Genomic DNA, 22,552 nt, shown 5'->3' with positions numbered 1-22,552 from the left:
AACGGCCGCCGAAATAGTTCGGAACCAGCGCTCCCTCATAACAAGAATTCGTTGGAACAGCGACAGTCGACGTGCCGGCGACAGCGCCGGTGCCGCTAAATTTCGTCAACGTAAATTTGAGGGGGTCAGCCACATATGTACGCAAACCCGAATCGTAGCGATAGGTAAGAAAAGAGCCATAGAACTCATCTCTGCCATCGAAGTTCAGGTCGCCGATTTGCCGGGAGAGGAAATAGGAAAGCTGCTTTGCAGGGTCCCCGGACGTCGGCGCAGGGAATTGATTGTTCAGCCTTGTGTAGCTGTAGTTGATGTTGTCATAGACCATCGACCGTATGGTCTTGTGGGTTCCACTGGTAATGTTGCTGTTATTGGAATCGACGACCAAATCGCGGCCGTAACGATCGACACGCACAAGGCGGGATGCGTTCGAAAAGGGCGCCTGATTGTAAAAGAGGGCGTAGCCGCCACTGAGGCCGGCTTCGGCAGCCACGCTATAAGCGACGGATTTCAACCGGTAACGGTTCCATGTAATGCCCGAACCATTGGCCACCGGCTGATAGTCAGGCCGCGGCTCGTAGCCGAACGTAATATAGGAGCGGCTGTCGTATTCGATCCGCGTCGGATAACAGGTGGGAATATCAGGGCAGGTATAGAAATAAGTCACCCGATTGCCGTTCGGATCCACCACCGAGGTGGGCAAATAACGCCCGCGCCAATTAGGATCACTATGTGGTGCGTTGGCAATTTCCGCCACAGACTGGAAGGTCGTCAACACCCCTTTATTGTCTGTAACTGTCCATCTGTTGGAACTGAGAATAATCCGCTGAGACGACTCATGTTCGGTTGTATGCGTCGATCCGGGCTGGCAGCTGGACGCAGCCGAACAGGCAACGAGAGGTTCGCCGTTCAGCACATAAACGTCACTGGCGTCACTCCATGTCGGGACGCCGCCACCGGGACTTTCCCGCTCAATGACATCGAGGCCGTCGAGACCCCAGCCGTATCCAAGCCAGCCTTGATACAGGCCGCCGAGCCGAGACTTGCGCGCCGAATCGTAACGAAGCGTCAGCCTGGGAGCAATATCGTAATAATCCGGCAGGTCGAGGCTGATGAGCTGTGTGAATGATCCATTGCTGGAGATTTGCGGAACCGATGCTTTCTCAGGCGCATTGACCGCAGCCGAATCCGGCTGGACTGTCGTGGCCGTCGCCGCTAGCGTGGTGGCGCCTGCCGCTTGCGTCGTATTCGACTCAGCCGACGAAGCCGCGTCCTTGGCCTGCCCGTCAACCGTCAGCGTCTCACCGTCGGCGGCGCCTTCGGCCGGCGCCAGACCTCCCTTGCCGAGCGTGGTTCGGTCGACCGTCTTATCTGGTTGCGAGGAAGCGTCAGCGGTGGAGGTGAGATTGGACGTTGCTGGAGCCTCGGTGGCTTTCGCGCCGAGGCCGGCCGTGCTTCCATTGCCAAGGCCACTGCCACTGGTTTTGGCGGTATCGGCCGCAACCGCGGTTCCGACAACCGCGGAGTTTATGCCCGGCGCGACAGACAACGCAAAGAGAACCGCTGCAGCCGAAGCCGCAACACGCAAACGAAACTGACGCATGAATCCCCCGGATGAATCAAGACGTACTGAAATTTCCACTCTCTAAAGTCGAAAATATTTAAGAACGCAAGTAGACAAGTGTGAGGTTCAAGAAATAATTCTCAATCATCAACAGCTGAGGTATTGATCGCATCTGAAGATAAGTTCAAGGAGATGCGGGTGAACGATGCAAGTTCATCGGACGCCAAGCACAGAGAAGAGAGAATCCCCATAAGATTCGATGCAGGAGTCGGGGCTGAAAGCTTTGCTGTTTCGGCAATCTTGGGACCGACTCTGCAGCGGAGCCAAACGACGGGGAGTCGGCGGAAACGAGGACGTTGACCGAGATGGGATTCGGATCGATCTGTCGCTTATCGGTTGAAATTGAACTTCATCCCGGCAGTGCGTAGCGTGTCAGCACGGCCTGGCCATCTTCGATCGCAATCTCTATGGCTTCGTTCACGATCTCCTGGGCGTCGGCGAGCTCTTGCACAACAGCCAGGAACAATTCCCGCTGCAGTGCCGGCAGCACCTGAGGAACGATGATGACCAGGCCGGCATGCAATTCCTCTTTTGCGTAGAGTTTCCGGAAGTCGCGCGCGTTGTTCGTCACGAAGGTGAAATCACCCGCGACAATGCGAGGCATCAGATCCCAGTCGGTCTCGCCGCTTAGGCCAAGCCAGTTGACGTGAAAGCAGTCGTGCCCGTGATCTTGAGCCACGGCCACGAGCGATGTGTGCAGGCATTCATCGATCAGGAACTTCACGAAGTCGTGCCCGAGGATTTCCGGGACCCAGTCGTGGCGAGACGCAAACTCTTCACAGCCTTCACCTTCAGTCCCTGTTCCGACAGCTTCTTCGGCCGCCCTCGGGCCGGGTGAGCTGCCGTCCAGATTTCGGCGAGTTCCACCATCCGGGCCGTGACGGAAGGGTAACCCTCGACGATTTCTTCGGTAGTGGCGCCCTGCTGCTTCATCGCCGCGATCATGCGCACCGGAACTCGGGTTCCTTTGAATGCCGGCTCGCCACCGACGACCCCTTTGGTGCTTCGGATCGCGCGTTCGGCTTCTCGAAGGGTCTCTGCCCGCGCAGCCAGTTGCTCCCTTGCCCGCGCCACGTCGACGATTAGATAATCGTCTGCCCTCACCGTATCCGCATCAGGATTCTCGTCGATCGTTTCGAACAAGCGTTTGCGGCGCTCCGCAGAGAGGATCGATCCCACACCATACCAGAGCTTCAGGCGGAGCAGGTCGTCATCCGAAAGTTCTCGGCCAGCGCGGCCAAAATGTGCCTTGACGATCCGCTTGTCGATTGCATTATGGACCGACTTTACAGCAATCTCACTGACAGCTGCTGCTTCGGCGGGCGTGTAGGCGCGTGATGTAGCAACCATAATCATTCTCCTTCAGGAGAATATATATTGAGCGAAGGTTGGCGTAAAGACCGATTGCAATTTCGGCTATCACGAGCGATGGCAGCTTCACTTTTTCGGCCGCCGTTTCAACAAACAGAGGCCTCTATTTCCAAAACGGTTGCAGGTGATCCACGACGTCGATGCTCGCGTTATAAACGCTGCGTTCCAGCGAACTGATATAGGTACGATCGATGCCTGCTTGATGTGCGAGCTCCTCTTGCGACAGGCCTTTTGGGGACAGTCAGGTCGCAGCAGATAGGTCCGGCAACCCTGATCGCGCCTTAAACCGACGCGGTCAGGGCAAAGCTCAAGCCTTTGGAGACAATTCCGCCCGCATCGCCGACCATTCGTCGGGCAGTGCGCCCGTGCCGCGCGTCTTGCCGGCGCGGCGATACCAGTAGTCGGCATTCCAGTCGTCGCCCTCGATGCGATGGCATAGGGCGTGGCCCCAGTCGAACGGCTGTTCGCCTTCGTGGCGCTGACAGATATCGTGAACCGCCTGCCAATCCGCGCCCATGGTGAAGCCGCCGGCGGCAAGGCGGTCGATTGCCTCGATCAGGCGGATAAGATCATTGCCTGCCATGAAGCCCTCCCAGTTTGGTTATTGCTCAGCCTAGCTGCTTCTCCAGGTGCACCTTTTCGAGCGGGACGCCCATGCTCCTGGAGAATTCGATACCGTGCCAGATGATGGTGAAACCGCAGCGTTTGTAAAGCCGGATCGCGCCTATGTTCCTGGCATGCGTGTCGATCCGGGCGGTCGTCAGTCCTTCGGCCGTCATCAGCTCGCACAGATGCAACAGCAGAGCCCCGCCCAACCCCTTGCCCTGATGATTGGGATGCACCCGGAGATCGGACACATAGTTGGGTTGGCCTTCACGTGCGCCCCAGCCGACGATCTCCGCGTCGAGTTCGGCAACGAAGATCTCACCTTTTGTCTCTCGCGGAAACACTGTGAACTCTTGCCTGACTCTGGCAATCACATCGGGGTCGCGATAACTGTGGTCGAAGGCATCGGCTGCGGCCCATGAGGCAAAGCCGACGGCGCCGACCGTTTCGTGGTCGGCAAAGGCTATCTTTCGGATCGTGAGACCCGTTACCACCACTTGGCCGGCGTAAACTTGCCGGCAGCCTGCTCGATGACGTAGGCGGACTTGAAGAGGGTTTCCTCGTCGAAGGCCTTGCCGATCAGCTGCAGGCCGAGCGGCAGGCCCTTCTGGTCGAGGCCGGCGGGAACGGCGATGCCGGGCAGGCCCGCCATGTTGACCGTCACCGTGAAGATGTCGTTCAGATACATCTTCACCGGATCGGCGGCGAGGTTTTCGTCAGCAACGCCGAAGGCGGAGGACGGCGTCGCCGGCGTCAGGATGGCGTCGACGCCGGCATCGAAGGCCAATTCGAAATCGCGCTTGATCAGCGTGCGGACCTTCTGGGCGCGGATGTAATAGGCGTCGTAGTAGCCGGCCGACAGCACGTAGGTGCCGATCATGATGCGGCGCTTGACTTCCTTGCCGAAACCGGCGGCGCGCGTCTTTTCGTACATGTCGACGATATCCTTGCCGTCGACGCGCAGGCCGTAGCGCACGCCGTCGTACCGCGCGAGGTTCGAGGACGCCTCGGCGGGCGCGACGATGTAATAGGCCGGAAGCGCGTATTTGGTGTGCGGCAGGGAGATATCGACGATCTCGGCGCCGGCATCTTTCAGCCAGGCAATGCCCTGGCGCCACAGGGTCTCGATCTCCTCAGGCATGCCGTCGACGCGGTATTCGTTCGGAATGCCGATCTTCATGCCCTTCAGCGACTGACCGAGGACGGCCTCATAATCGGGCACCGGCAGATCGACGGATGTCGTGTCCTTCGCGTCGACGCTTGCCATCGACTTCAGCAGGATCGCGGCGTCGCGCACATCACGGGCGATCGGGCCTGCCTGGTCGAGCGAGGAAGCAAAGGCGACGGTGCCCCAGCGCGAGCAGCGGCCATAGGTCGGCTTGATGCCGACGGTGCCGGTGAAGGCGGCCGGCTGGCGGATCGAGCCGCCGGTATCGGTCGCGGTGGCGCCGGCGCAAAGATGGGCGGCAACAGCAGCGGCCGAGCCGCCGGAGGAGCCGCCCGGGACGAGTTGCTGGTTGGAGCCCTCTGCCCGCCAGGGATTGATCACCGGGCCGTAATAGGACGTCTCGTTGGACGAGCCCATGGCGAATTCGTCCATGTTCAGCTTGCCGAGCATGACGGCGCCATCATCCCAGAGGTTCTGCGTCACGGTCGACTCGTAACGCGGCTCGAAACCATCGAGAATATGGCTGCAGGCCTGGGTGTGGACGCCGACGGTGGCGAAGAGATCCTTGATGCCGAGCGGGATGCCTTCGAGCTCGCCCGCCGAGCCAGCTGCAATCCGCTCGTCGGACTTCCTGGCCATGACGCGGGCGAGATCCGGCGTTGTTTTTACGTAGGCATTCAGCCGGTCATTGGCCGCATCGATCGCCGAAATATAGGCTTCAGTCAGTTCGATTGCGGTGATTTCCTTGGCGCGGAGCTTCTCGCGGGCTTCGGCAATGGTCAGGCTGGTGAGTTCGCTCATCGTGTTTTCGCTTCGGTCTTGAAAATGGCAACAGGGGCGGAAAGAGGCCTTCGAAGCCTTATTCGACGACTTTCGGCACCAGGAAGAAATTATGGTCGGTGACGGGCGCATTGGCGACGATATCGGCGGCCTTGTTGCCATCGGTCACCTCGTCGGTCCGCTTCTTCATCGCCATCGGGGTCACCGACGTCATCGCCTCGACGCCATCGACGTTGACTTCGGAGAGCTGCTCGACGAAGCCGAGGATGCCGTTCAGCTCGCCGACCATGCGATTTGCCTCATCCTCGGAGACGGCAATACGAGCAAGTTTGGCAACGCGCTTCACGGTGGCAAGATCGACGGACATGGCATTCTCCGGATAGGATTTTTCCTACCCGCTATAAAGGCCATGTTCGCCCGGTGCAACGGGGTTTCGTCAGATCGACAGGCTCTCGGCAGGCTTCAGCGCCCTCGCCTCAGTCTTCGACCCCTCCATGCCGGCAACGAATTTGTCGGCCGTCTGGTCGATGATCGGGAAGGTGCCGTAATGGCAGGGGATCGCGGTCTTGAAGCTGAAATAGCGCTGGCAGGCGAGTGCCGCCACCGCGCCGCCCATGGTGAAGCGGTCGCCGATCGGCACGAAGCCGATATCGGGCTGGTGCAACTCGTTGATCAGCGCCATGTCGGAGAAGATGTCGGTGTCGCCCATGGCGAAGATCGAGGCTTCGTCGTCGAAATGCAGCATCAGACCATTGGCGTTGCCGAGCGCATGCGAGACGCCGTCCTCGGTGATCTGGGCCGAGGAATGCAGCGCATTGGTGAACGTCGCGGAGAAGCCGCCGAACGTGACCGTACCGCCGGTGTTGCCCATCTCGATTCTGTCGACGCCCTTGGAGCCGAGCCAAGCGGCGAGATCGGCATTGGCAAGAACGACCGCACCCGTCTCCCTGGCAAGCGCCACGGTGTCGCCGACATGGTCGCCATGGCCGTGGGTCAGCAGGATATGGGTGATGCCTGCCGACACATCCTTGATGTCCTGGCCGGAAAAGGAGGCGTTATGGCTGAGGAAGGGATCGAGCAGGATCTTCGCCTTTGATGTCTCGATGCGGAAGGCGGAATGGCCAAGCCAGGTGATCTTCATGAAATCTATCCTCACGTGATGCAAAACTGGATTTCGATGGTAAGGACATATCTCATGCGCCGGCAAAGGAAAGCGGCGGCGGCTTCAATTTCTTTTTGACGGGATGAAACGGCAATGACGGTGCTGACGATCGAGGAAATGGCCGAAATCCTTGCTCCCGGGCAGGCGATCGCCGGGCTCGATCTCGGCACCAAGACGATCGGGATTTCGATGTCGGATCTCGGCCGGCGTTTCGCCACGCCACGTCCGGTGATCCGCCGCGTCAAGTTCACGATCGACGCGCAGGCTCTGCTGGACTTCGCGATGGCGGAAAAGGTTGCCGGCTTCATCATCGGCCTGCCGATGAATATGGACGGATCGGCGGGGCCGCGCGTGCAGGCGACGCGCGCCTTCGTGCGCAACATGGAGCAGAAAACGGTGCTGCCCTTCGTCTATTGGGACGAACGGCTTTCGACGGTCGCGGCCGAACGGACGCTCATAGAAATGGACGTTTCGCGCGCCAAGCGGGCCGAACGGATCGATTCGGCCGCGGCAAGCTTCATCCTTCAGGGCGCCCTCGACAGGCTGTCCTCGCTCGCAAGGTCTGCGGGAGACGAATTCAGCGCCTGACGCGCCTTCCACCAGGCGGCGATCAACTTGCGCTTTCTGAAGCCCATGATGGCGAAGACGACGAGGCTATCCACCGCAATGGCGCGGGCAACGAGCGGCGGGATGGTCTCCGGCGGCACACCGAGGGCTTCGCCATAGATCGCGAAGGTCAGGTCATGGACCTGCCGCGTCAGCATGAAGATGCCGAAATTCATGTCGTAATAGGAGAGCCAGTACCATGCGCCCAGAAAGACGATGGGACCGGCCCAGAAGATCAGAAACCACCTCATGCGGCTTCTCCTCCCTGCTTGCGGGCGACGGGCAGACCGAGGGAAACCAGCCAGGTCGACAATGCCATGATGCAAAGCACCAGCGTCGGAATTGCGATATCCAGCGCCAGGACTGCGAAGAACATCATTGCCGTCACCAGAATTGCGGCTTTGGCGATCTTGCTTCCCATGGGCGTCAACTCGCAGGTTCTCACTCGTATCATCTCTGCTCCCCGCCACACTGTCGGGTTAACCAGCCCCACGCAACGTAAACCATTCGTTAAGGTTAACGCCGCGCCTCCTCCCTGTGGATGAATGGGGCCCGTGGATGAAAGGGGGTCAGCCGTAGACGCCGCGCACGAGACGCTTCAGTGCCGTCGCGGCCTTCTCCCAGTCCTTCGACGTCTTCAGCGACAGGCCCGCGCACTGGCCGCCGGCGGCGCCGGAAAGCACGAGGTGCTGGATTGCCGCGATGACGACGGCATTGACGGCTGCCGCATCCATGCCCTTTGGCGGCGCCAGCGAACCGCGCATGCGATCCAGCCAAAGGGCGAGAGCCTTCGAACGGGCCTCGGACAACCGCCTCACCTGCTCGGTGTTTTCCGATACTTCCCAGGCGAGGATGCGGCGCATCAGCGGATCATTTCTCAAGGCGTCGAGCAGCAGAAGCGCCAGTCGCTCCATCAGATCGCCATAGGTGAGCATGAACATGCCGCCGGCATCTTCCGGAATGCGATCCCTCACCCATGTGCCGAGATCCGCGCCGATCGCCTCGACCAAACCGTCAAGGCCGCCATAGTAGCGGTAGATCAGCTGCTTGTCGCAGCCGGCGCGGCGGGCGACCGCATTGATGCCGAAATTCTGGAAGCCCTCCTGCGCCAGCAGGCCCTTGGCGGCGGCAAGGATGGCGCGCTCGGTGGCGCCGCGATCGCGCACGCGCCGTTCCGGCTCCGCGCCGACCTCCATCGAATTATCAAGATTTTCAGCTTCATTCAGCATCACCGACCGTTCCCCACTGTCACCAATCGGTGAGTAGCGGGGAGACCTTATCCGATCAATCCTATCCCCTTGGGAAGACTGTGGATATTTCCTCCAGCACTCAGAATCCGGCGTCGCATGGGCGCGAAAGGCGGCACGAATCCCTTCAGAAATCTCGTCCCGACGGTTGATCGCGATGGACGAACCCGGCATAGCTGCATTATGAACAAATCTAACAATCCCCGCTAAGGCCCTGCAATGGTGAATTATATCGAAGCCTCCTCCGCGCCGCCGAAGAATACGGGCGCCATCCGGCTTTACGATGCGCAGGCGTTCGAAGGCATGCGCAAGGCGTGCCAGCTGACCGCGCGCTGCCTCGATGCACTCGCCGATATCGTCAGGCCCGGCCTGCTCACCGACGAGATCGACCGATTCGTATTCGATTTCGGCATGGATCACGGCGCGTACCCGGCGACGCTGAACTATCGCGGCTACACCAAATCCACCTGCACCTCGATCAATCACGTCGTCTGCCACGGCATTCCGAACGACAAGCCGCTGCGCGAGGGCGACATCGTCAATATCGACGTTACCTTCGTGCTCGACGGCTGGCATGGCGATTCGAGCCGCATGTATCCGGTCGGCACGATCAAGCGCGCCGCCGAACGGTTGCTGGAAGTCACCTATGAATCCCTGATGCGCGGCATATCAGCCGTCAGGCCAGGCGCCCGCACCGGCGCGATCGGCGAGGCGATCCAGACCTATGCGGAAGCCGAGCGCTGTTCGGTGGTGCGCGATTTCTGCGGCCACGGCGTCGGCCGGCTGTTCCACGATTCGCCGAACATCCTGCATTATGGCCGCGCCAATGAAGGGCCGGAGCTGCGCGAAGGCATGATCTTCACCATCGAGCCGATGATCAATCTCGGCCGGCCGCATGTAAAGGTGCTCGCCGACGGCTGGACGGCCGTGACCCGCGACCGTTCGCTTTCAGCCCAGTATGAACACACGGTCGGCGTCACCGCCGAGGGCTGCGAAATCTTCACGCTGTCACCGGGTGGCCTCGACCGGCCCGGATTGCCGCCGCTTGCCAGGTGACGATCTGATGGCGAAGCGGCCTGTTGCGACATCTTCCGACGACACGCTGCCTTTCGAGACTGAAGAGCCTGTTGCCGACGAACGCTCGTTCTTCGGCGGCCGGCCGCAAAAACCAGCCGCGCCGAACGCACTGACCTCCCTACCCGCCTCGCTTTCCGGGCCGGAACATTATCACGGCCATCGCGAGCGGCTGCGTGACCGCTTCCGGGAGCTGGGCGATACGGCGCTCGCCGATTACGAAATCCTCGAACTCCTGCTTTTTCGGCTGATCCCGCGACGTGACACCAAGCCGATCGCCAAGGCGCTCATCGAACGATTCGGCTCGCTTTCCGGCGTCTTTGGCGCGCCGGCTGGTCTCCTGACGGAGGTGAAGGGCGTCGGCGAGAATGTCGCCCTCGATTTGAAACTGATCGCCACCGTCACTCACCGGACCCTGAAGAGCGAGATCAGAAGCAAGCAGGTTCTCTCCTCCTGGACCTCGGTCATCCAGTATTGCCACGCCGCCATGGCGCACGAGATACGAGAACAATTCCGCATCCTGTTCCTCGACAAGCGCAACGTGCTGATCGCCGACGAGGTGCAGGGCCGCGGCACGGTCGACCATACGCCGGTCTATCCCCGCGAGGTGGTCAAACGCGCGCTCGAACTGTCGGCAACGGCGATCATCCTCGTCCACAATCATCCCTCCGGCGATCCGACGCCCTCGCGCGCCGACATCGACATGACGAAGGTGATCGTCGAGGCGGCCAAGGCGCTCGATATCGCCGTCCACGACCACATCATCATCGGCAAGGACGGCCATGTCAGCCTGAAGGGGCTGAAGTTGATGTAATCCCCCTACGCTGAGACGCGACTACATAACTATCGTCCGCCCCGAAGCCCTCCACGGAGACGACATGTCGAATGGTCCCAATGCTGTTCTCACTTCCGATGAGATCGACGCGATAGCGCGTGACGTCGTTGCAGAAGGACAGGCGGGCCGCACGTCGGCGGCATGGCAGAAGATCCAACCATTTCGAAAAGCCCAGCGTCGCCAGACTGAGGCCGCGATGGCATTGTTATGGATAGTTGACCAACAAAGCCTCGCAAGAGAAGACGCAACAGACGTTCTTTCCGAGATCGCAGATGCCCACGAAGACAATATCGATCTCCTTTCGGCGATCGGACTATGCCTGGAATCCGTCCGCGACATCGATGATCTGAACGCGCCACCGCCGGAACACCCGATATTTCAGTCGATGGTCGCGACGCTGGACCGCTTAGCCAAGCTTCATGAGGGGCGGCCTGAACAGGAGCAGATACTGCGCGGGCTCGCCACGTCGGCGCGAATGATGGCACGCCAGATGGATGCAATCGCCGAGAACAGTCTCCGGAAACTGACGGAAATCGATCCACGGAACAGCGCGCATCAATACAATTTGGGCCTTTTCTACAAGACGCGGGGCAGATTCGCAGAAGGCGTAGCGGCGGGCCTGGCTGCTGCAAGCTTGCAGCGGGAGGTTATCGACAGCACCGAGTGGAACCTTGGAATCTGCGCCACGGGCGCAGGGGACGCCGAGACCGCTTTGGACGTGTGGAAGCGGATGGGTCAGAAGATCGAGCTTGGGCGGTTCGGGTTACCGGAAGGCGGGTATGCGGCCTGCAAGGTGAGACTTGCCCAGCGGCCCCTTGCTGAGCGGACGGCGGACTCGGATGATCCAGGGGAGGAGGAGACCGTATGGATCGAGCGTTTAAGTCCATGTCATGGCATTATTCGCAGCGTACTGTTCGGCAGTCTCGGCGTCGACTATGGCGATGTCGTCCTCATGGACGGCGCTCCGATTACGTATCATACCTACGGTGAACAAGAGGTCCCGGTCTTCCCGCATCTCGCAACGCTTGTGCGCCGGAACTACCAGTTTTTTGCTTTCGCGGGCACGCAAGAGACAGCAGGGCAACTGATCGATCTAAGCGGGGAATTGGACGAGGACGCCATTATCTATTCACACACCGAAAACTTTAGGATCATGTGCGCAAATTGCTGGCGCAACCCCGACATCGATCACGCCGATCATGAGAAAATGGAGAAACACGTCGTCACCGGTCGCATTGCCGCGCCGCCCGACATCGCACCTGCACGACTTCTGGATCTGATTGATAGGGGAATCGAAAAGCGAAAAACTTGCCAGCTCTATGCGCCCGATCTCTGCGCAGCGGCGGGGCAGTTGGCGCGCGAGCGGAGCGACAGACGTCGGTTTACTCTATTGACGGATAATTAGCGACATTCCTGCACGGAAAGGTCGCGGCCGAGCGCGCGCTGGACCGGCGGTCCGATCAGCGGCGCTCTGCTGTTCTTCCCGGCGGCAGCTGCCGACGCTCATTCTGCCGTTCGACCGGAGGTCGCAGGCAAGCATCCGAGGCAAGCGAACACTGCGGAAAGCTTCAGTTGACAGAGGTCGCCGGCGCGGGATTCTATGCAATCCTGCGCCGCCACTCGCTGAACAATACCCGCCCGAAATACCAAGAAGATAAAGCTTCATGACGATCTCCAGCGGTAACACTGATCGATCGACCCGGCTCTGCCGCGATGCGCTCTGCCTCGATGACTTTGAAATGAGGGCACGGCGGCATCTGCCGAAGCCTCTGTTCGGTTATATCGCCGGCGCGACCGAGACCAATGCGTCGCTGCGGCATAACGCAGAGGCCTTCCAGGCCTATGCCTTTCGGCCTCGTGTACTTCGGGACGTTTCGGGGCGCGGCACCGAGACGAGCCTCTTCGGCAAAACCCATGCCGCACCGTTCGGCATTGCGCCGATGGGGATCAGCGCGCTGATGGCCTACCGGGGGGACATTGTGCTCGCGCAAGGAGCGGACCAATCGGGAATCCCGATGATTATAAGCGGTTCGTCACTCATCCCCCTGGAAGAGATCGCGGCGGTTTCGCCACAAGCATGGTTTCAGGCCTATCTCCCCGGCGAACCCGACCGCATCGACGCTCTCATCGATCGGGTCGCCGCGGCCGGCCTCACCACCCTTCTGCTGACTGTGGATACCGCCACGCTGCCCAATCGCGAAAATAATGTAAGGGCGGGCTTTTCGACACCTTTGCGTCCCGGGCTCCGCTTGGCATGGCAGGGCATCTCGCATCCCCGCTGGACAACCGGCACATTCCTGCGCACGATCGTCCGGCACGGCATTCCGCATTTTGAAAATTCCTACGCCACAAGAGGCGCGCCGATCATCTCTTCGAACGTCACGCGCGATTTCGGCAAGCGTGACCATCTCAATTGGAGCCACTTGGAGCGGATACGCAAGCGGTGGTCCGGCAAGCTCGTGGTCAAGGGGATCATGCATCCTGAAGACGCGGCACGGGCTGCAGATACCGGAGCGGATGGCGTGATCATCTCCAATCACGGCGGCCGCCAACTCGACGGCACCGCATCTCCCCTTCAGGTCCTCCCGGAGGTTGCTGCACGTGTCGGAGACAGCATTGCCGTCATGATCGACGGCGGCATCCGGCGTGGAACGGATATCATAAAGGCCCTCGCGCTTGGCGCCTGTTTCGTGTTCGTGGGCAGGCCGTTCCTTTATGCTGCAGCCGTCGCGGGGCTACCGGGCGTGCTCAGGGCGGCGGATATCCTGAAGACGGAACTGTATAGCAACATGGCGCTGCTCGGGGTCACCGGGGTGAGCGATATTTCCACGGACTACATCACTCGCGTATGAAACATCGATATGACGAAGGTGATCATCGACGCGGCGAAGACACTTGATATCACTCTCGACGACCACATCATCATCGGCAAGGACGGCCATGTGAGCTTGAAAGGGCTGAAGCTGATCTGAAAAGCACAGGTCCGCCTGAAACGGCAGCCGTAAAACAATCTGTAACATTGACCGGCTACCGATAGAAGAGCGACATTTTTGTCGCAAATGATTCCATTTCAAATCCGAGGCTAGAGGATGTTTCAGTACGATCTCGTTGTGGTGGGTAGCGGTCCCGCAGGGCGCCGCGGCGCGATCCAGGCTGCGAAACTCGGCAAGAAAGTGCTTGTCATCGAACAGGGCAAGCGCGTCGGCGGCGTGTCCGTCCATACCGGCACCATCCCTTCGAAGACGCTGCGCGAGACCGCGCTCAATCTCTCCGGCTGGCGCGAGCGCGGCTTCTATGGGCGATCCTACCGCGTCAAACAGGAGATCAGTGCGGAAGACCTGCGTCGCCGACTGCTGATTACCCTCAACCATGAAGTGGAAGTGCTCGAGCATCAGTTCGCCCGCAACCGTGTCCACCACATGCGCGGCAAAGCGAGTTTCATCGATTCCACCACCTTGCAGGTCATCAAGGATGATGGCGAAGCGCTGACGGTCAGCGGCGCCAGTATCCTGCTTGCCGTGGGCACGAAGCCTTTCCGGCCGGACTATATGCCGTTCGATGGCAAGACCGTGCTCGACAGCGACGAGTTGCTTGATATCGAAGAATTGCCGCGCACCATGGTCGTCATCGGCGCCGGCGTTATCGGCATCGAATATGCGACGATCTTCTCGGCGCTTGATACTGCCGTGACCGTGATCGATCCAAAGTCGACCATGCTCGACTTTATCGATAAGGAAATCGTCGAGGATTTCACCTATCAGCTGCGCGACCGCAATATGAAGCTGCTGCTCGGCACGAAGGCCGAGAAGGTCGAGCGGCTCGATAGCGGCAAGGTCCAGCTGACGCTCGACAACGGCCGCCATCTTGTGACCGACATGGTGCTCTTTGCCGCCGGACGTATGGGAGCCACCGACGCGCTGAACCTTCCGGCCATTGGACTGGAGGCCGACAGCCGCGGCCGTCTCAAGGTCAATCCGGAGACCTTCCAGACATCGGTTGCAAACATCTATGCCGCCGGCGACGTGGTCGGCTTTCCAAGCCTTGCCTCGACCTCGATGGAACAGGGCCGCATCGCCGCGCGCGTGGCGATCGGCGCGGTCGCCAAGGAGCCGCAGAAATATTTCCCCTACGGCATCTATGCGGTGCCGGAAATCTCGACCTGCGGTTTGACCGAAGAGGAGATGAAGGAGCGCGGCATCGCCTATGAATGCGGCATTGCCCGCTTCCGCGAAACCTCGCGGGCCACATCATGGGCCTCGATACCGGGCTTCTGAAGCTGATCTTCTCGCTGAAGACCCGCCGACTGCTCGGCGTGCATATCGTCGGCGAAGGCGCCACCGAGCTGGTGCATATCGGCCAGGCGGTGCTCAATCTGAAAGGCACGGTCGAATATTTCGTCGAAAACACCTTCAACTATCCGACGCTCGCCGAAGCCTACAAGATCGCCGGCCTCGACGCCTGGAACCGGATGGGCGACATCAAGTCGGAACTCTGAAGGCGGCGCCACCATCTGATTCCGCCAGCTAAGATGGAGCCGAGAGCTTGCGCATCATTTCGCTGAATGCATGGGGCGGCCGACTGCACGAGGCCCTGATCGCCTATATCAGGCATGCCAACCCTGATGTGCTGTGCCTGCAGGAGGTGCTGCGGACGCCGAATGCCGACCACGGATGGTCGATATACCGGGATGCGGGGATGGAACTGCCGCAGCGCGCCAACCTCTTCGATGAGATCGGCGCCGCCCTGCCCGGCCACGACGGCTTCTTCTGCCCGACATCGAGAGGCGAGCTCTTCGACGCCGACGCCGTCATTGTCGCTGAATTCGGGCTGGCGACCTTCGTCCGCAAATCACATTCCGTCATCGCCCAGGCGCTGGACTTCGTGCATGGCGGTTTTTCCGCCGATGGCTGGGGTGAACATCCCAGACCGCGCAACGCCCATTGCATCCGTCTGTTCAGCCACGAGCACGCTTCGACCGTCACCATCGTCCACATGCACGGCCTGCGCGATCCCGCCGGCAAGGGCGATACGGCCGCGCGTCAGGAGCAGGCTACAGCGCTGGTCCGGCTCATCGAGCGCGTCTGGCCCGGCGACGAGGGGCTCGTCGTCTGCGGCGACTTTAACGTTTTGCCTGACAGCACAACCTTTGCGATTCTCGCCGGACTTGGGCTTTCCGATCTCGTCACCGGAAACGGCCTTGTAGACACGCGAACCTCCTACTATCTCAAAGAGGGTCGATATGCCGACTACATGCTTGTGACACCGGGGGTGAATATCGCCAAATTCGAGGTGGTCGAGGCGCCGGAGGTATCCGACCACCGCGCATTGCTGCTTGACATCATGTAGTATATTGATGGTTGAGAACCCGCGTGGAGTATCGCGCCGGTGCTGATTTGTATGGCCGAGTTTGAAGCCCGATGGTTCGTATCCTTACGCCGTGCCTGATATTTGCCTTCAATGCCATTTTGTCTCCTGGCAAAAGCTTCTAAGAAAGATAGATACTCTTGTCCCATGTCCCGGAAGCCGCGCGCCGACGTTTTCAGCTGATCCTGATTAAGCCGTCGCATTATGACGACGATGGCTACGTCATCCGCTGGTGGCGGGCGATGATCCCGTCCAATTCGCTTGCGGCCCTCTACGGCATCGCCGCCGAATGCGCCGAGCGCAAGGTGCTCGGACCCGATACCGCGATCGACATTACCGTAATCGATGAAACCAATACGCGGATCGATTTTCCCGGGCTGCTCGCCCAGTTCAGGCGCCACGGCAATTTCGGCATGGTCGCGCTGGTCGGCGTCCAGTCCAACCAATATCCGCGCGCACTCGACATCGCCCGCCCCTTCCGCAATGCCGGCCTGCCGGTCTCGATGGGCGGCTTCCATGTGTCCGGTTGCCTGTCGATGCTCGACGGCAAAGCGGTCGGGCTCGATGCCTGCCGCGATATGGGCATCTCGATGTTCGCCGGCGAGGCCGAGGGGCGGCTGGACATGGTGCTGCGCGATGCTGCCGCCGGCGAGCTGAAGCCGCTTTATAATTTCATGAACGACCTTCCCGGCATCGGCGGCACCCCCGTTCCTTTCCTGCCGAAGGACAATATCCAGCGCACGCTCGGCCTCAGCACCAGCTTCGATGCCGGACGCGGCTGTCCCTACCAGTGCTCCTTCTGCACCATCATCAACGTGCAGGGGCGAAAATCGCGTTTCCGCTCGGCCGACGATGTCGAGAAGCTGGTGCGGATGAACTGGGCGCAGGGCATTCACAAGTTCTTCATCACCGACGACAATTTCGCCCGCAACAGGGATTGGGAGGCGATTTTCGACCGGCTGATCGAACTCAAGGAGCGGGACGGCATTCCGCTCGGCCTGATGATCCAGGTGGATACGCTCTGCCATAAGATCCCCAATTTCATCGAGAAATCCAAGCGCGCCGGCGTCACCCGTGTCTTCATCGGCCTCGAAAACGTCAATCCGGATAATCTGACGGCCGCCAAGAAGAACCAGAACAAGATCACCGAGTACCGCAAGATGCTGCTCGCCTGGAAAGCACAGGGCATCATGACGCTTGCCGGCTACATCCTGGGCTTCCCCGCCGACACGCCGGACTCGATCCGCCGTGACATCGCCATCATCCAGGAAGAGCTGCCGCTCGACGTCATCGAATTCTTCATCCTGACGCCGCTGCCCGGCTCCGAGGACCATCAGGTTCTCTGGAAGAAGGGCGTGGAAATGAATGGCGACCTCAATATCTACGATGTCGAGCATGTCTGCACCGCCCATCCCAAGATGAGCAAGCAGGAATGGGAAGAGATCTACCATGAGGCCTGGTCGCTCTATTATTCACCTGATCACATGAAGACGCTGCTGCGCCGCGCCGTGGCGACCGGGGTTCCGCTCGCAAGGCTCGTCAAGGTACTCGTCTCCTTCGCAACCACGGTGCCGCTGGAAAACGTGCATCCGTTGCAGAGCGGCCTCTTGCGCTTGAAGACGCCGTCGGAGCGGCGCCCGGAACTGCCGCGCGAACATCCGCTGGTCTTCTGGCCCCGTTTTGCCTGGGACACCGTCCGCAAACATGCCTCGCTCGCAGGCACGATTATCGGACTGACGATTTCGGCCTTCCTGATTTCACGGGATGCCAAGTCGAAGACCTATATGGATCAGGCTCTGACGCCCGTCGCCGACGACGAAGAAGAAACGCTCCACCTCTTCACCCAGACCGCCGGCGGCGCCGCAGCCGTCAGCCATGTCAGGAAAGTCGCGCAACTGACGGGGCATTAAGCGGAAATTCTTGCAATAGCGGCCGACTCCCCGCCGGCCGGAGAGCACAGGCGACATCAAGGCGAAGCTTGGAGCCTCCGACTTTGATTCGGCTAAGCGCGTCGCGATCTTCCAGAGACGCGCCACGCTCTATGCGATTTGGATCATCCGGCTCGTCTCGGCCACTTGTAGCGTGTCGACGAATTCGACGATCTTGACCGGTTTGCCATCCTGGAAATGGATCTTGTCGACGAATTCCGTAGAGAAGGTTACTCCCGATGGGATGTGTCTGACCTCGCCTTCACGATGGGCAAAGACCATCTGCTCATCCTCATCCACATAGATGCCGGTCGTCCTGACCTTGGATAGATCCCATGCCGCGATAAGCTGCGTTATCGTTTGGCGAAAGTCATGCCCGCTCGATTCGGTCGTCAAAGGCGCCAGCCGTGCATTGCCGACCATGCGAAAGGTACAACCCTCGCCGAACAGCGCAAGCGTACCCTCGATGTCGCCACGACCACGCACAGAATAGATTTCCTCTACCAGCGTCTTCATGTCATTCTTTGCGGTCATTTTCAGGTCCTCCATTACCCAACGCTCTTGCTTTTTATGCATGTCGTCATCCCGGGCGACATGCTTGCAGTTTGCTCAACTATTTGTTGTTGCCAGCGAAGATAACACCAGGACGGAGAGGGCGTCGAGTACCCCGTCCGGATGACCCGAAAAGAAAAGGCCCCGCACGACGGCGGGGCCTTCACAAGTTTCAGAACTGAAAAGCGATTATTCGGCGCTTTCGTCAGCCGCCTTCTTCTTCGGTGCAGCCTTCTTCTTCGGTGCGGCTTCTTCGCCTTCACCGCCGTCGGCAGCTTCGGCCTTGGCGGCAGCCTTCTTCTTCGGCGCGGCCTTCTTGGTCTCGGCCTTCGTCTCGCCTTCCTCCTCGGCGAGCAGTTCTTCCTTCGTCACCTTCTTGTCGGTGACGTCGATTTCGGTCAGCAGGTGATCGATGACCTTCTCTTCGAAGATCGGCGCGCGGATCGAAGCGGCGGCACCCGGCTGGCTGCGGAAGAATTCGAGGATCTGCTTTTCCTGGCCGGGATACTGGCGCAGCTGATCGTAGATCGCGCGCTGCATCTCGTCTTCGGTGACTTCGACGCCGGCCTTTTCGCCGATTTCGGAGAGAACGAGGCCGAGGCGGACGCGACGCTCGGCGAGCGTCTTGTATTCCTCACGCGCCTTCTCTTCGGTCGTGTCTTCGTCCTCGAAGGTCTTGCCTGACTGAGCGAGATCGTTGTTCACCTGGCTCCAGATGCCGTTGTACTCGGCATCGACGAGCGAAGCCGGGGTCTCGAACTTGTACATCTCGTCGAGCTGGTCGAGGATCTGACGCTTCAGCTTCTGGCGGGTCAGCGAGCCGTACTGCGATTCGATCTGGCCACGGACGATTTCCTTCAGGCGATCGGCGGATTCGATGCCGAGCTTGGAGGCGAGTTCGTCGTTGATTTCGACGGCGCCGGGGGCTGCGACGTCCTTGACCGTGATGTCGAAGGTCGCTTCCTTGCCGGCAAGGTTCTTGGCCGGATAGTCGGCCGGGAAGGTCACGGTGATGGTCTTGTCTTCGCCAGCCTTGACGCCGACGAGCTGGTCTTCGAAGCCCGGGATGAAGCGGCCGGAGCCGATCACCAGTTCGGCGCCCTGATCGGTGCCGCCTTCGAAGGCCTCACCGTCGACCTTGCCGACATAATCCATGGTGATGCGGTCGCCGTTGGCAGCCTTGCCGGTCTTGCTCTCGTAGGAACGGGCGCTTTCGGCGACCTTCAGAACCTGTTCGTTGACTTCCTCATCCGAGATGTCGATGACTTCGCGCGTAACCTTGATGCCCTTGACGGACTTCAGCTCGATAGGCGGCAGCACTTCATAGGAGAGCGTGAATTCGAAATCCTGCTGGGCGGAAAGGATTTTGTCGGCCTCGTCCTTGTCCTCAGTCATGGCGATTTCCGGCTGGGTGGCCGACTTTTCGCCGCGGCTGGACAGAATGGCGGCCGGCTGTTCGCGGACGATCTCGTTGACGAGGTCGGCCATGATCGACTTGCCGTAAACCTTCTTCAGGTGAGCAGCGGGAACCTTGCCCGGACGGAAGCCGTTGATGCGGACCTTGTCCTTTACGTCGGCAAGACGCTCATTCATCTTGTCTTCCATGTCCTTGGCCGGGATAACGACCTTGATTTCGCGCTTCAGCCCTTCAGCGAGCGTTTCGATAACCTGCATGTCTTCCTACCTTCATGTCGTGGCGGCCGTGCCCAGACGCCGTTCGTTTCTATGAGCACGACGCCGGCAGCGTGCCGCGCGTGGCTTTTCCCAATTCCTGCATCATTCCACCCAAGGGGGAACGGCACTCGCTTCCGGGTATCGGGGATAACTAACTTCTTAGTCTCCCCCTGCAAACAGCCTGGTGCGGGTAGAGAGACTTGAACTCCCACGCCTTGCGGCACCAGAACCTAAATCTGGCGTGTCTACCAATTTCACCATACCCGCGTTCACAGAACCGCATGCCTATGCCTGCGCATGAGGCCTTCCGGAGCGCGGCGTCTCTATATCACCCGATTTGGTCGAGGCAAAGGAAAAATGAACGTCCAATGACGGGCTGTTCAAGGCCCGAAAACCGCGCTGCCCCGAAGGCGCCGGAGATCAGAAAAGCGGTTCATCGTAAACCGCCTTGCCGTCGACGATCAGGCTGCGAATCTGCGCGCTTCCATCCGGCGAGACCCTCACCGCTATGGCGACGTTGCCATCGTTGCGGGCCTCCTCGATCGGTTTGCCCTGACCTTCCGGAACATAATAGCGCTCGATGCCGTATTCGACCCGCATGCTGTCGCCCGCGGCCAGCCCGCCGCTGTAGAAAGGCTTGCTGCGCAGGATCACCGTCTCCGGCTGCGGCGGCAGCGCCTGGAAAGACGATTCGCTCACCGTCCAGAAACCGTCCGCCTGCTTCCTCAACCGGACCCACAGCGTGCGTTCGCCGGGTTCTGCGGGAACGCCACCGGAGATCGTCTGTACCGGCACGGTGGAAATGTCGTAATTCAAGACGACATAATCACCGCGCAGGAAATCGCGAGGATCGACCGGGGCAGTCTTCAGCAGGACCTCAGCGCCGCTGCTGAGGATCGACGCACGGCTCTGAATGATCGTGCCGAGGATTAAAGTCTGCAAGCCGGCGACGATGATCGCCGAAATAAGATATCCTTTGCCGGACTGCAGCCTAGCCATCAACGAGCTCATGCGCGCGCCTCCCGCGAAAAGCGCCGTTCGAGACGGATGACGATCCAGGCGACGAGCGCCACTACGAGACCGGAGAACAGGAAGAGGCTCGACGTGCCGAGGATCGAGCCGACGGTAACGGAGGCGAGATAGAGCATCTCCGCGGCAAAGGTCGTGTAGGCGAGATAACGCACCGCGCCATTATCCCTGCCGTGCAGGGCAATAGCCAGCACGGCGGCAGCGAGCGTCGCCACCCCGAGCACCACCAGCCGCCAGCCTTGTTCAATCTCGATATGCAGCAGCAGCAAGCCGACTACGGCGACGAGAAAGCTGTAGAAGGCCGGCGCGGCGCCGGCACTCCTGACGAGCGAAGCGATGCGGGGGTGCGGCAACGCCGTCAGCGCGAACACCGCCATTCCGCCGATCGCGAAGGCGAGCGCCACCGCAATCTCCTCATAAAGAGCGTAGAGCCAGGCGAGCCAGCCGATCAGCAGCAGATAAGCGAGATGACGGGCGCGCTCGGCACCGGTGTAACGCACCAGAGCGACTGTGATCACCGCCATGACCGGCGCCATCCAGGGATCAAATCCGATCCAATGCGTGTCGTTGCTCTCGAGATAGACGGCAAAGGACGCCCAGGAGAGAAAGCCTGCGACGACGACGACCGCGCCCGAACGGAACAGGATCGCCGAGATCGTCGCAATCGCGAACCAGAGATACATCACCGTCTGCTCGTCGCCGGAGAGATGATACATCTGCCCGACCAGCGAAATCGCGCCACCGAAGCTCATCGCGCCGATGACCAGCAGCCCGCTTGCTGCTGCTGTCGCACCCCGGGCAAACATGGAGGCGGCTGCAATGTGCACAGCCCAAATCAGGGCGAGAATGGCGCCGACGCGGACGAGCCGCGGAATGGCCTCCCAGTTGGACGCGACGACCAGCAGGACGGCGGCGGCAAGCAACACCGCCGCCAGCGCCATCAACACCCGGCCTAGGCTAAAGCTTGCCGGGCGGCTGTCATATTCGGCGAGAAGCTTGGCCGCCGCTTCCTCTCCAATCAGACCCTTGCCCACCCAGAGCGAGAGATCCCGCTCCAATCTGCCGCGATACATGCCTCATCCCTCATTTCCGTGACGCACGCCGGCGCTACGGCTTCCATCGTTATAGCCGCAGCGGGCGGCTTCGCAAACGCCCGCCCGGCGACAAACATGCAAATTCCTCACTGGTCTAATTTGGGTCAGATATTAACCGGCCGGTAACGTCGGAACTGCTAATATGAGTGCATGAAGGAAAGGTATGCGGTTTTCGCATACCCCTCATGTATTTATTGCACTGCAAAATATCAATTAGTCATACTATTTGTCGATTCAACCACGCACGGGGATGGCGCCCCGGCCCGGTTTCCCCGGAAGCCCGCGGATGTTTTGTTCGTGACGAGATTCGCAGCCGCGCACTCCTCCCGAGCGCGTTGCGATAGACTGGCAACACTCCTCCTCCCAGTTGCCAGTCAATATAATGCGCCCGCCGGATCCTCCCCCGGCGGGCGTTTTATTTTGACGACAACACAGCCTGTA

The 22,552-nt window shown here is 60.2% G+C and carries 23 protein-coding genes, 1 tRNA gene and 2 pseudogenes; 9 read left to right on the top strand and 17 right to left on the bottom strand.

The features are described from left to right. From HJC00_RS26670 to HJC00_RS26630, 9 genes are all read right to left on the bottom strand, one after another. The coding region (locus HJC00_RS26670; protein ID WP_221164838.1) for a hypothetical protein at positions 1-1,600 on the bottom strand (1,600 nt) is incomplete at its 3' end. Positions 1,601-1,970: 370 nt separating this feature from the next. Further along, entirely contained in the window at positions 1,971-2,345 is a 375-nt protein-coding gene (locus tag HJC00_RS26665; protein WP_210628095.1) for a DUF5615 family PIN-like protein, read from the bottom strand. After that, positions 2,342-2,971 carry a DUF433 domain-containing protein gene (locus HJC00_RS26660; protein ID WP_210628096.1) on the bottom strand — a complete coding sequence of 210 codons (630 nt, stop codon included), beginning with the start codon at positions 2,969-2,971 and terminating at the stop codon, positions 2,342-2,344. Before HJC00_RS26660 ends, HJC00_RS26665 begins: the two co-directional genes overlap by 4 nt. Before the next feature lie 124 nt (positions 2,972-3,095). Then, complete coding sequence (locus HJC00_RS26655) at positions 3,096-3,185, bottom strand: hypothetical protein (protein WP_405048802.1); 90 nt, start codon at positions 3,183-3,185, stop codon at positions 3,096-3,098. A 114-nt stretch (positions 3,186-3,299) separates the two neighbouring features. After that, positions 3,300-3,575: a hypothetical protein gene (locus tag HJC00_RS26650; protein ID WP_221164837.1), complete on the bottom strand. Its 276-nt coding sequence runs from the start codon at positions 3,573-3,575 to the stop codon at positions 3,300-3,302. A 25-nt stretch (positions 3,576-3,600) separates the two neighbouring features. Further along, the gene (locus tag HJC00_RS26645) at positions 3,601-4,095 is read right to left on the bottom strand and encodes a GNAT family N-acetyltransferase (RefSeq protein ID WP_221164836.1); all 495 of its coding nucleotides are present in this window, start codon (positions 4,093-4,095) and stop codon (positions 3,601-3,603) included. Next, positions 4,086-5,567, bottom strand: a complete 1,482-nt coding sequence (gene gatA, locus HJC00_RS26640; protein ID WP_221164835.1) for an Asp-tRNA(Asn)/Glu-tRNA(Gln) amidotransferase subunit GatA — start codon at positions 5,565-5,567, stop codon at positions 4,086-4,088. The genes HJC00_RS26645 and gatA overlap by 10 nt, the downstream gene beginning before the upstream one ends. A 58-nt stretch (positions 5,568-5,625) precedes the next feature. Next, on the bottom strand, positions 5,626-5,913 hold the full coding sequence (gene gatC / locus HJC00_RS26635; protein ID WP_009992749.1) for an Asp-tRNA(Asn)/Glu-tRNA(Gln) amidotransferase subunit GatC: 288 nt from the start codon (positions 5,911-5,913) through the stop codon (positions 5,626-5,628). Between the two features lie 69 nt (positions 5,914-5,982). Then, positions 5,983-6,687, bottom strand: a complete 705-nt coding sequence (locus HJC00_RS26630) for a metal-dependent hydrolase (RefSeq protein WP_210628100.1) — start codon at positions 6,685-6,687, stop codon at positions 5,983-5,985. Between the two features lie 114 nt (positions 6,688-6,801). On the opposite strand from HJC00_RS26630, the gene ruvX reads away from it, so the two are divergent. Next, positions 6,802-7,296, top strand: coding sequence for a Holliday junction resolvase RuvX (gene ruvX / locus HJC00_RS26625; protein WP_210628101.1), 495 nt, complete (start codon positions 6,802-6,804; stop codon positions 7,294-7,296). Here the strand turns inward: ruvX and HJC00_RS26620 are convergent. From HJC00_RS26620 to HJC00_RS26610, 3 genes are all read right to left on the bottom strand, one after another. Continuing rightward, positions 7,233-7,565, bottom strand: a complete 333-nt coding sequence (locus HJC00_RS26620) for a DUF6105 family protein (protein WP_210628102.1) — start codon at positions 7,563-7,565, stop codon at positions 7,233-7,235. The two genes, ruvX and HJC00_RS26620, sit on opposite strands and share 64 nt — an antisense overlap. Then, a complete protein-coding gene (locus HJC00_RS26615; RefSeq protein WP_210628103.1) occupies positions 7,562-7,735 on the bottom strand; it encodes a hypothetical protein in 174 nt (57 codons plus the stop codon). The genes HJC00_RS26620 and HJC00_RS26615 overlap by 4 nt, the downstream gene beginning before the upstream one ends. A 148-nt stretch (positions 7,736-7,883) precedes the next feature. Continuing rightward, positions 7,884-8,543 carry a TetR/AcrR family transcriptional regulator gene (locus tag HJC00_RS26610; protein ID WP_210628104.1) on the bottom strand — a complete coding sequence of 220 codons (660 nt, stop codon included), beginning with the start codon at positions 8,541-8,543 and terminating at the stop codon, positions 7,884-7,886. 237 nt (positions 8,544-8,780) lie between these two features. Between HJC00_RS26610 and map the strand changes: the two genes are divergently transcribed. The 8 genes and pseudogenes from map to HJC00_RS26570 all read left to right on the top strand — a co-directional run bounded on the left by map (position 8,781) and on the right by HJC00_RS26570 (position 17,744). Continuing rightward, entirely contained in the window at positions 8,781-9,617 is an 837-nt protein-coding gene (gene map / locus HJC00_RS26605) for a type I methionyl aminopeptidase (RefSeq protein WP_210628105.1), read from the top strand. 7 nt (positions 9,618-9,624) lie between these two features. Next, a complete protein-coding gene (gene radC, locus HJC00_RS26600; protein ID WP_221164834.1) occupies positions 9,625-10,449 on the top strand; it encodes a DNA repair protein RadC in 825 nt (274 codons plus the stop codon). A gap of 64 nt (positions 10,450-10,513) precedes the next feature. Continuing rightward, positions 10,514-11,875, top strand: coding sequence for a prenyltransferase (locus HJC00_RS26595; RefSeq protein WP_221164833.1), 1,362 nt, complete (start codon positions 10,514-10,516; stop codon positions 11,873-11,875). 259 nt (positions 11,876-12,134) lie between these two features. Further along, positions 12,135-13,322, top strand: coding sequence for an alpha-hydroxy acid oxidase (locus HJC00_RS26590; RefSeq protein WP_221164832.1), 1,188 nt, complete (start codon positions 12,135-12,137; stop codon positions 13,320-13,322). Beyond that, positions 13,323-13,442, top strand: a pseudogene (locus HJC00_RS26585) (JAB domain-containing protein); the annotation flags it as partial. Positions 13,443-13,559: 117 nt separating this feature from the next. Continuing rightward, positions 13,560-14,965: pseudogene (gene sthA / locus HJC00_RS26580) on the top strand (Si-specific NAD(P)(+) transhydrogenase). 47 nt (positions 14,966-15,012) lie between these two features. Continuing rightward, positions 15,013-15,816 carry an endonuclease/exonuclease/phosphatase family protein gene (locus HJC00_RS26575; RefSeq protein WP_221164831.1) on the top strand — a complete coding sequence of 268 codons (804 nt, stop codon included), beginning with the start codon at positions 15,013-15,015 and terminating at the stop codon, positions 15,814-15,816. A 158-nt stretch (positions 15,817-15,974) separates the two neighbouring features. Beyond that, positions 15,975-17,744, top strand: a complete 1,770-nt coding sequence (locus HJC00_RS26570; RefSeq protein ID WP_210628111.1) for a radical SAM protein — start codon at positions 15,975-15,977, stop codon at positions 17,742-17,744. Between the two features lie 129 nt (positions 17,745-17,873). Here HJC00_RS26570 and HJC00_RS26565 read toward each other — a convergent pair whose 3' ends face one another. From HJC00_RS26565 to HJC00_RS26545, 5 genes are all read right to left on the bottom strand, one after another. Further along, on the bottom strand, positions 17,874-18,296 hold the full coding sequence (locus HJC00_RS26565; protein ID WP_210628112.1) for a nuclear transport factor 2 family protein: 423 nt from the start codon (positions 18,294-18,296) through the stop codon (positions 17,874-17,876). Between the two features lie 207 nt (positions 18,297-18,503). Further along, the gene (gene tig / locus HJC00_RS26560; protein ID WP_221146545.1) at positions 18,504-19,988 is read right to left on the bottom strand and encodes a trigger factor; all 1,485 of its coding nucleotides are present in this window, start codon (positions 19,986-19,988) and stop codon (positions 18,504-18,506) included. Between the two features lie 182 nt (positions 19,989-20,170). Next, positions 20,171-20,255 (bottom strand) — tRNA-Leu (locus HJC00_RS26555). Between the two features lie 153 nt (positions 20,256-20,408). Next, entirely contained in the window at positions 20,409-20,999 is a 591-nt protein-coding gene (locus tag HJC00_RS26550; RefSeq protein WP_210628114.1) for a GDYXXLXY domain-containing protein, read from the bottom strand. Continuing rightward, positions 20,996-22,090 (bottom strand): DUF2157 domain-containing protein, encoded by a 1,095-nt coding sequence (locus HJC00_RS26545; RefSeq protein WP_221146544.1) that lies wholly within the window; start codon positions 22,088-22,090, stop codon positions 20,996-20,998. Before HJC00_RS26545 ends, HJC00_RS26550 begins: the two co-directional genes overlap by 4 nt. Positions 22,091-22,552: the final 462 nt, after the last annotated feature.

Source organism: Rhizobium sp. NLR22b (assembly GCF_019685295.1).
Lineage (GTDB): Bacteria > Pseudomonadota > Alphaproteobacteria > Rhizobiales > Rhizobiaceae > Rhizobium.
The sequence above is the reverse complement of the archived record's forward strand: the minus strand, read 5'-3'. Positions and strand labels throughout refer to the sequence as shown.

Coding starts and splice junctions, on each gene's coding strand:
- HJC00_RS26545 (WP_221146544.1), bottom strand. CDS start 22,090: ATGTATCGCGGCAGATTGGAGCGGGATCTCTCGCTCTGGGTGGGCAAG.
- HJC00_RS26660 (WP_210628096.1), bottom strand. CDS start 2,971: ATGGTTGCTACATCACGCGCCTACACGCCCGCCGAAGCAGCAGCTGTC.
- HJC00_RS26620 (WP_210628102.1), bottom strand. CDS start 7,565: ATGAGGTGGTTTCTGATCTTCTGGGCCGGTCCCATCGTCTTTCTGGGC.
- HJC00_RS26590 (WP_221164832.1), top strand. CDS start 12,135: ATGACGATCTCCAGCGGTAACACTGATCGATCGACCCGGCTCTGCCGC.
- map (WP_210628105.1), top strand. CDS start 8,781: ATGGTGAATTATATCGAAGCCTCCTCCGCGCCGCCGAAGAATACGGGC.
- HJC00_RS26550 (WP_210628114.1), bottom strand. CDS start 20,999: ATGAGCTCGTTGATGGCTAGGCTGCAGTCCGGCAAAGGATATCTTATT.
- HJC00_RS26615 (WP_210628103.1), bottom strand. CDS start 7,735: ATGGGAAGCAAGATCGCCAAAGCCGCAATTCTGGTGACGGCAATGATG.
- HJC00_RS26595 (WP_221164833.1), top strand. CDS start 10,514: ATGTCGAATGGTCCCAATGCTGTTCTCACTTCCGATGAGATCGACGCG.
- HJC00_RS26630 (WP_210628100.1), bottom strand. CDS start 6,687: ATGAAGATCACCTGGCTTGGCCATTCCGCCTTCCGCATCGAGACATCA.
- ruvX (WP_210628101.1), top strand. CDS start 6,802: ATGACGGTGCTGACGATCGAGGAAATGGCCGAAATCCTTGCTCCCGGG.
- radC (WP_221164834.1), top strand. CDS start 9,625: ATGGCGAAGCGGCCTGTTGCGACATCTTCCGACGACACGCTGCCTTTC.
- HJC00_RS26610 (WP_210628104.1), bottom strand. CDS start 8,543: ATGCTGAATGAAGCTGAAAATCTTGATAATTCGATGGAGGTCGGCGCG.
- gatC (WP_009992749.1), bottom strand. CDS start 5,913: ATGTCCGTCGATCTTGCCACCGTGAAGCGCGTTGCCAAACTTGCTCGT.
- HJC00_RS26565 (WP_210628112.1), bottom strand. CDS start 18,296: ATGACCGCAAAGAATGACATGAAGACGCTGGTAGAGGAAATCTATTCT.
- HJC00_RS26650 (WP_221164837.1), bottom strand. CDS start 3,575: ATGGCAGGCAATGATCTTATCCGCCTGATCGAGGCAATCGACCGCCTT.
- gatA (WP_221164835.1), bottom strand. CDS start 5,567: ATGAGCGAACTCACCAGCCTGACCATTGCCGAAGCCCGCGAGAAGCTC.
- tig (WP_221146545.1), bottom strand. CDS start 19,988: ATGCAGGTTATCGAAACGCTCGCTGAAGGGCTGAAGCGCGAAATCAAG.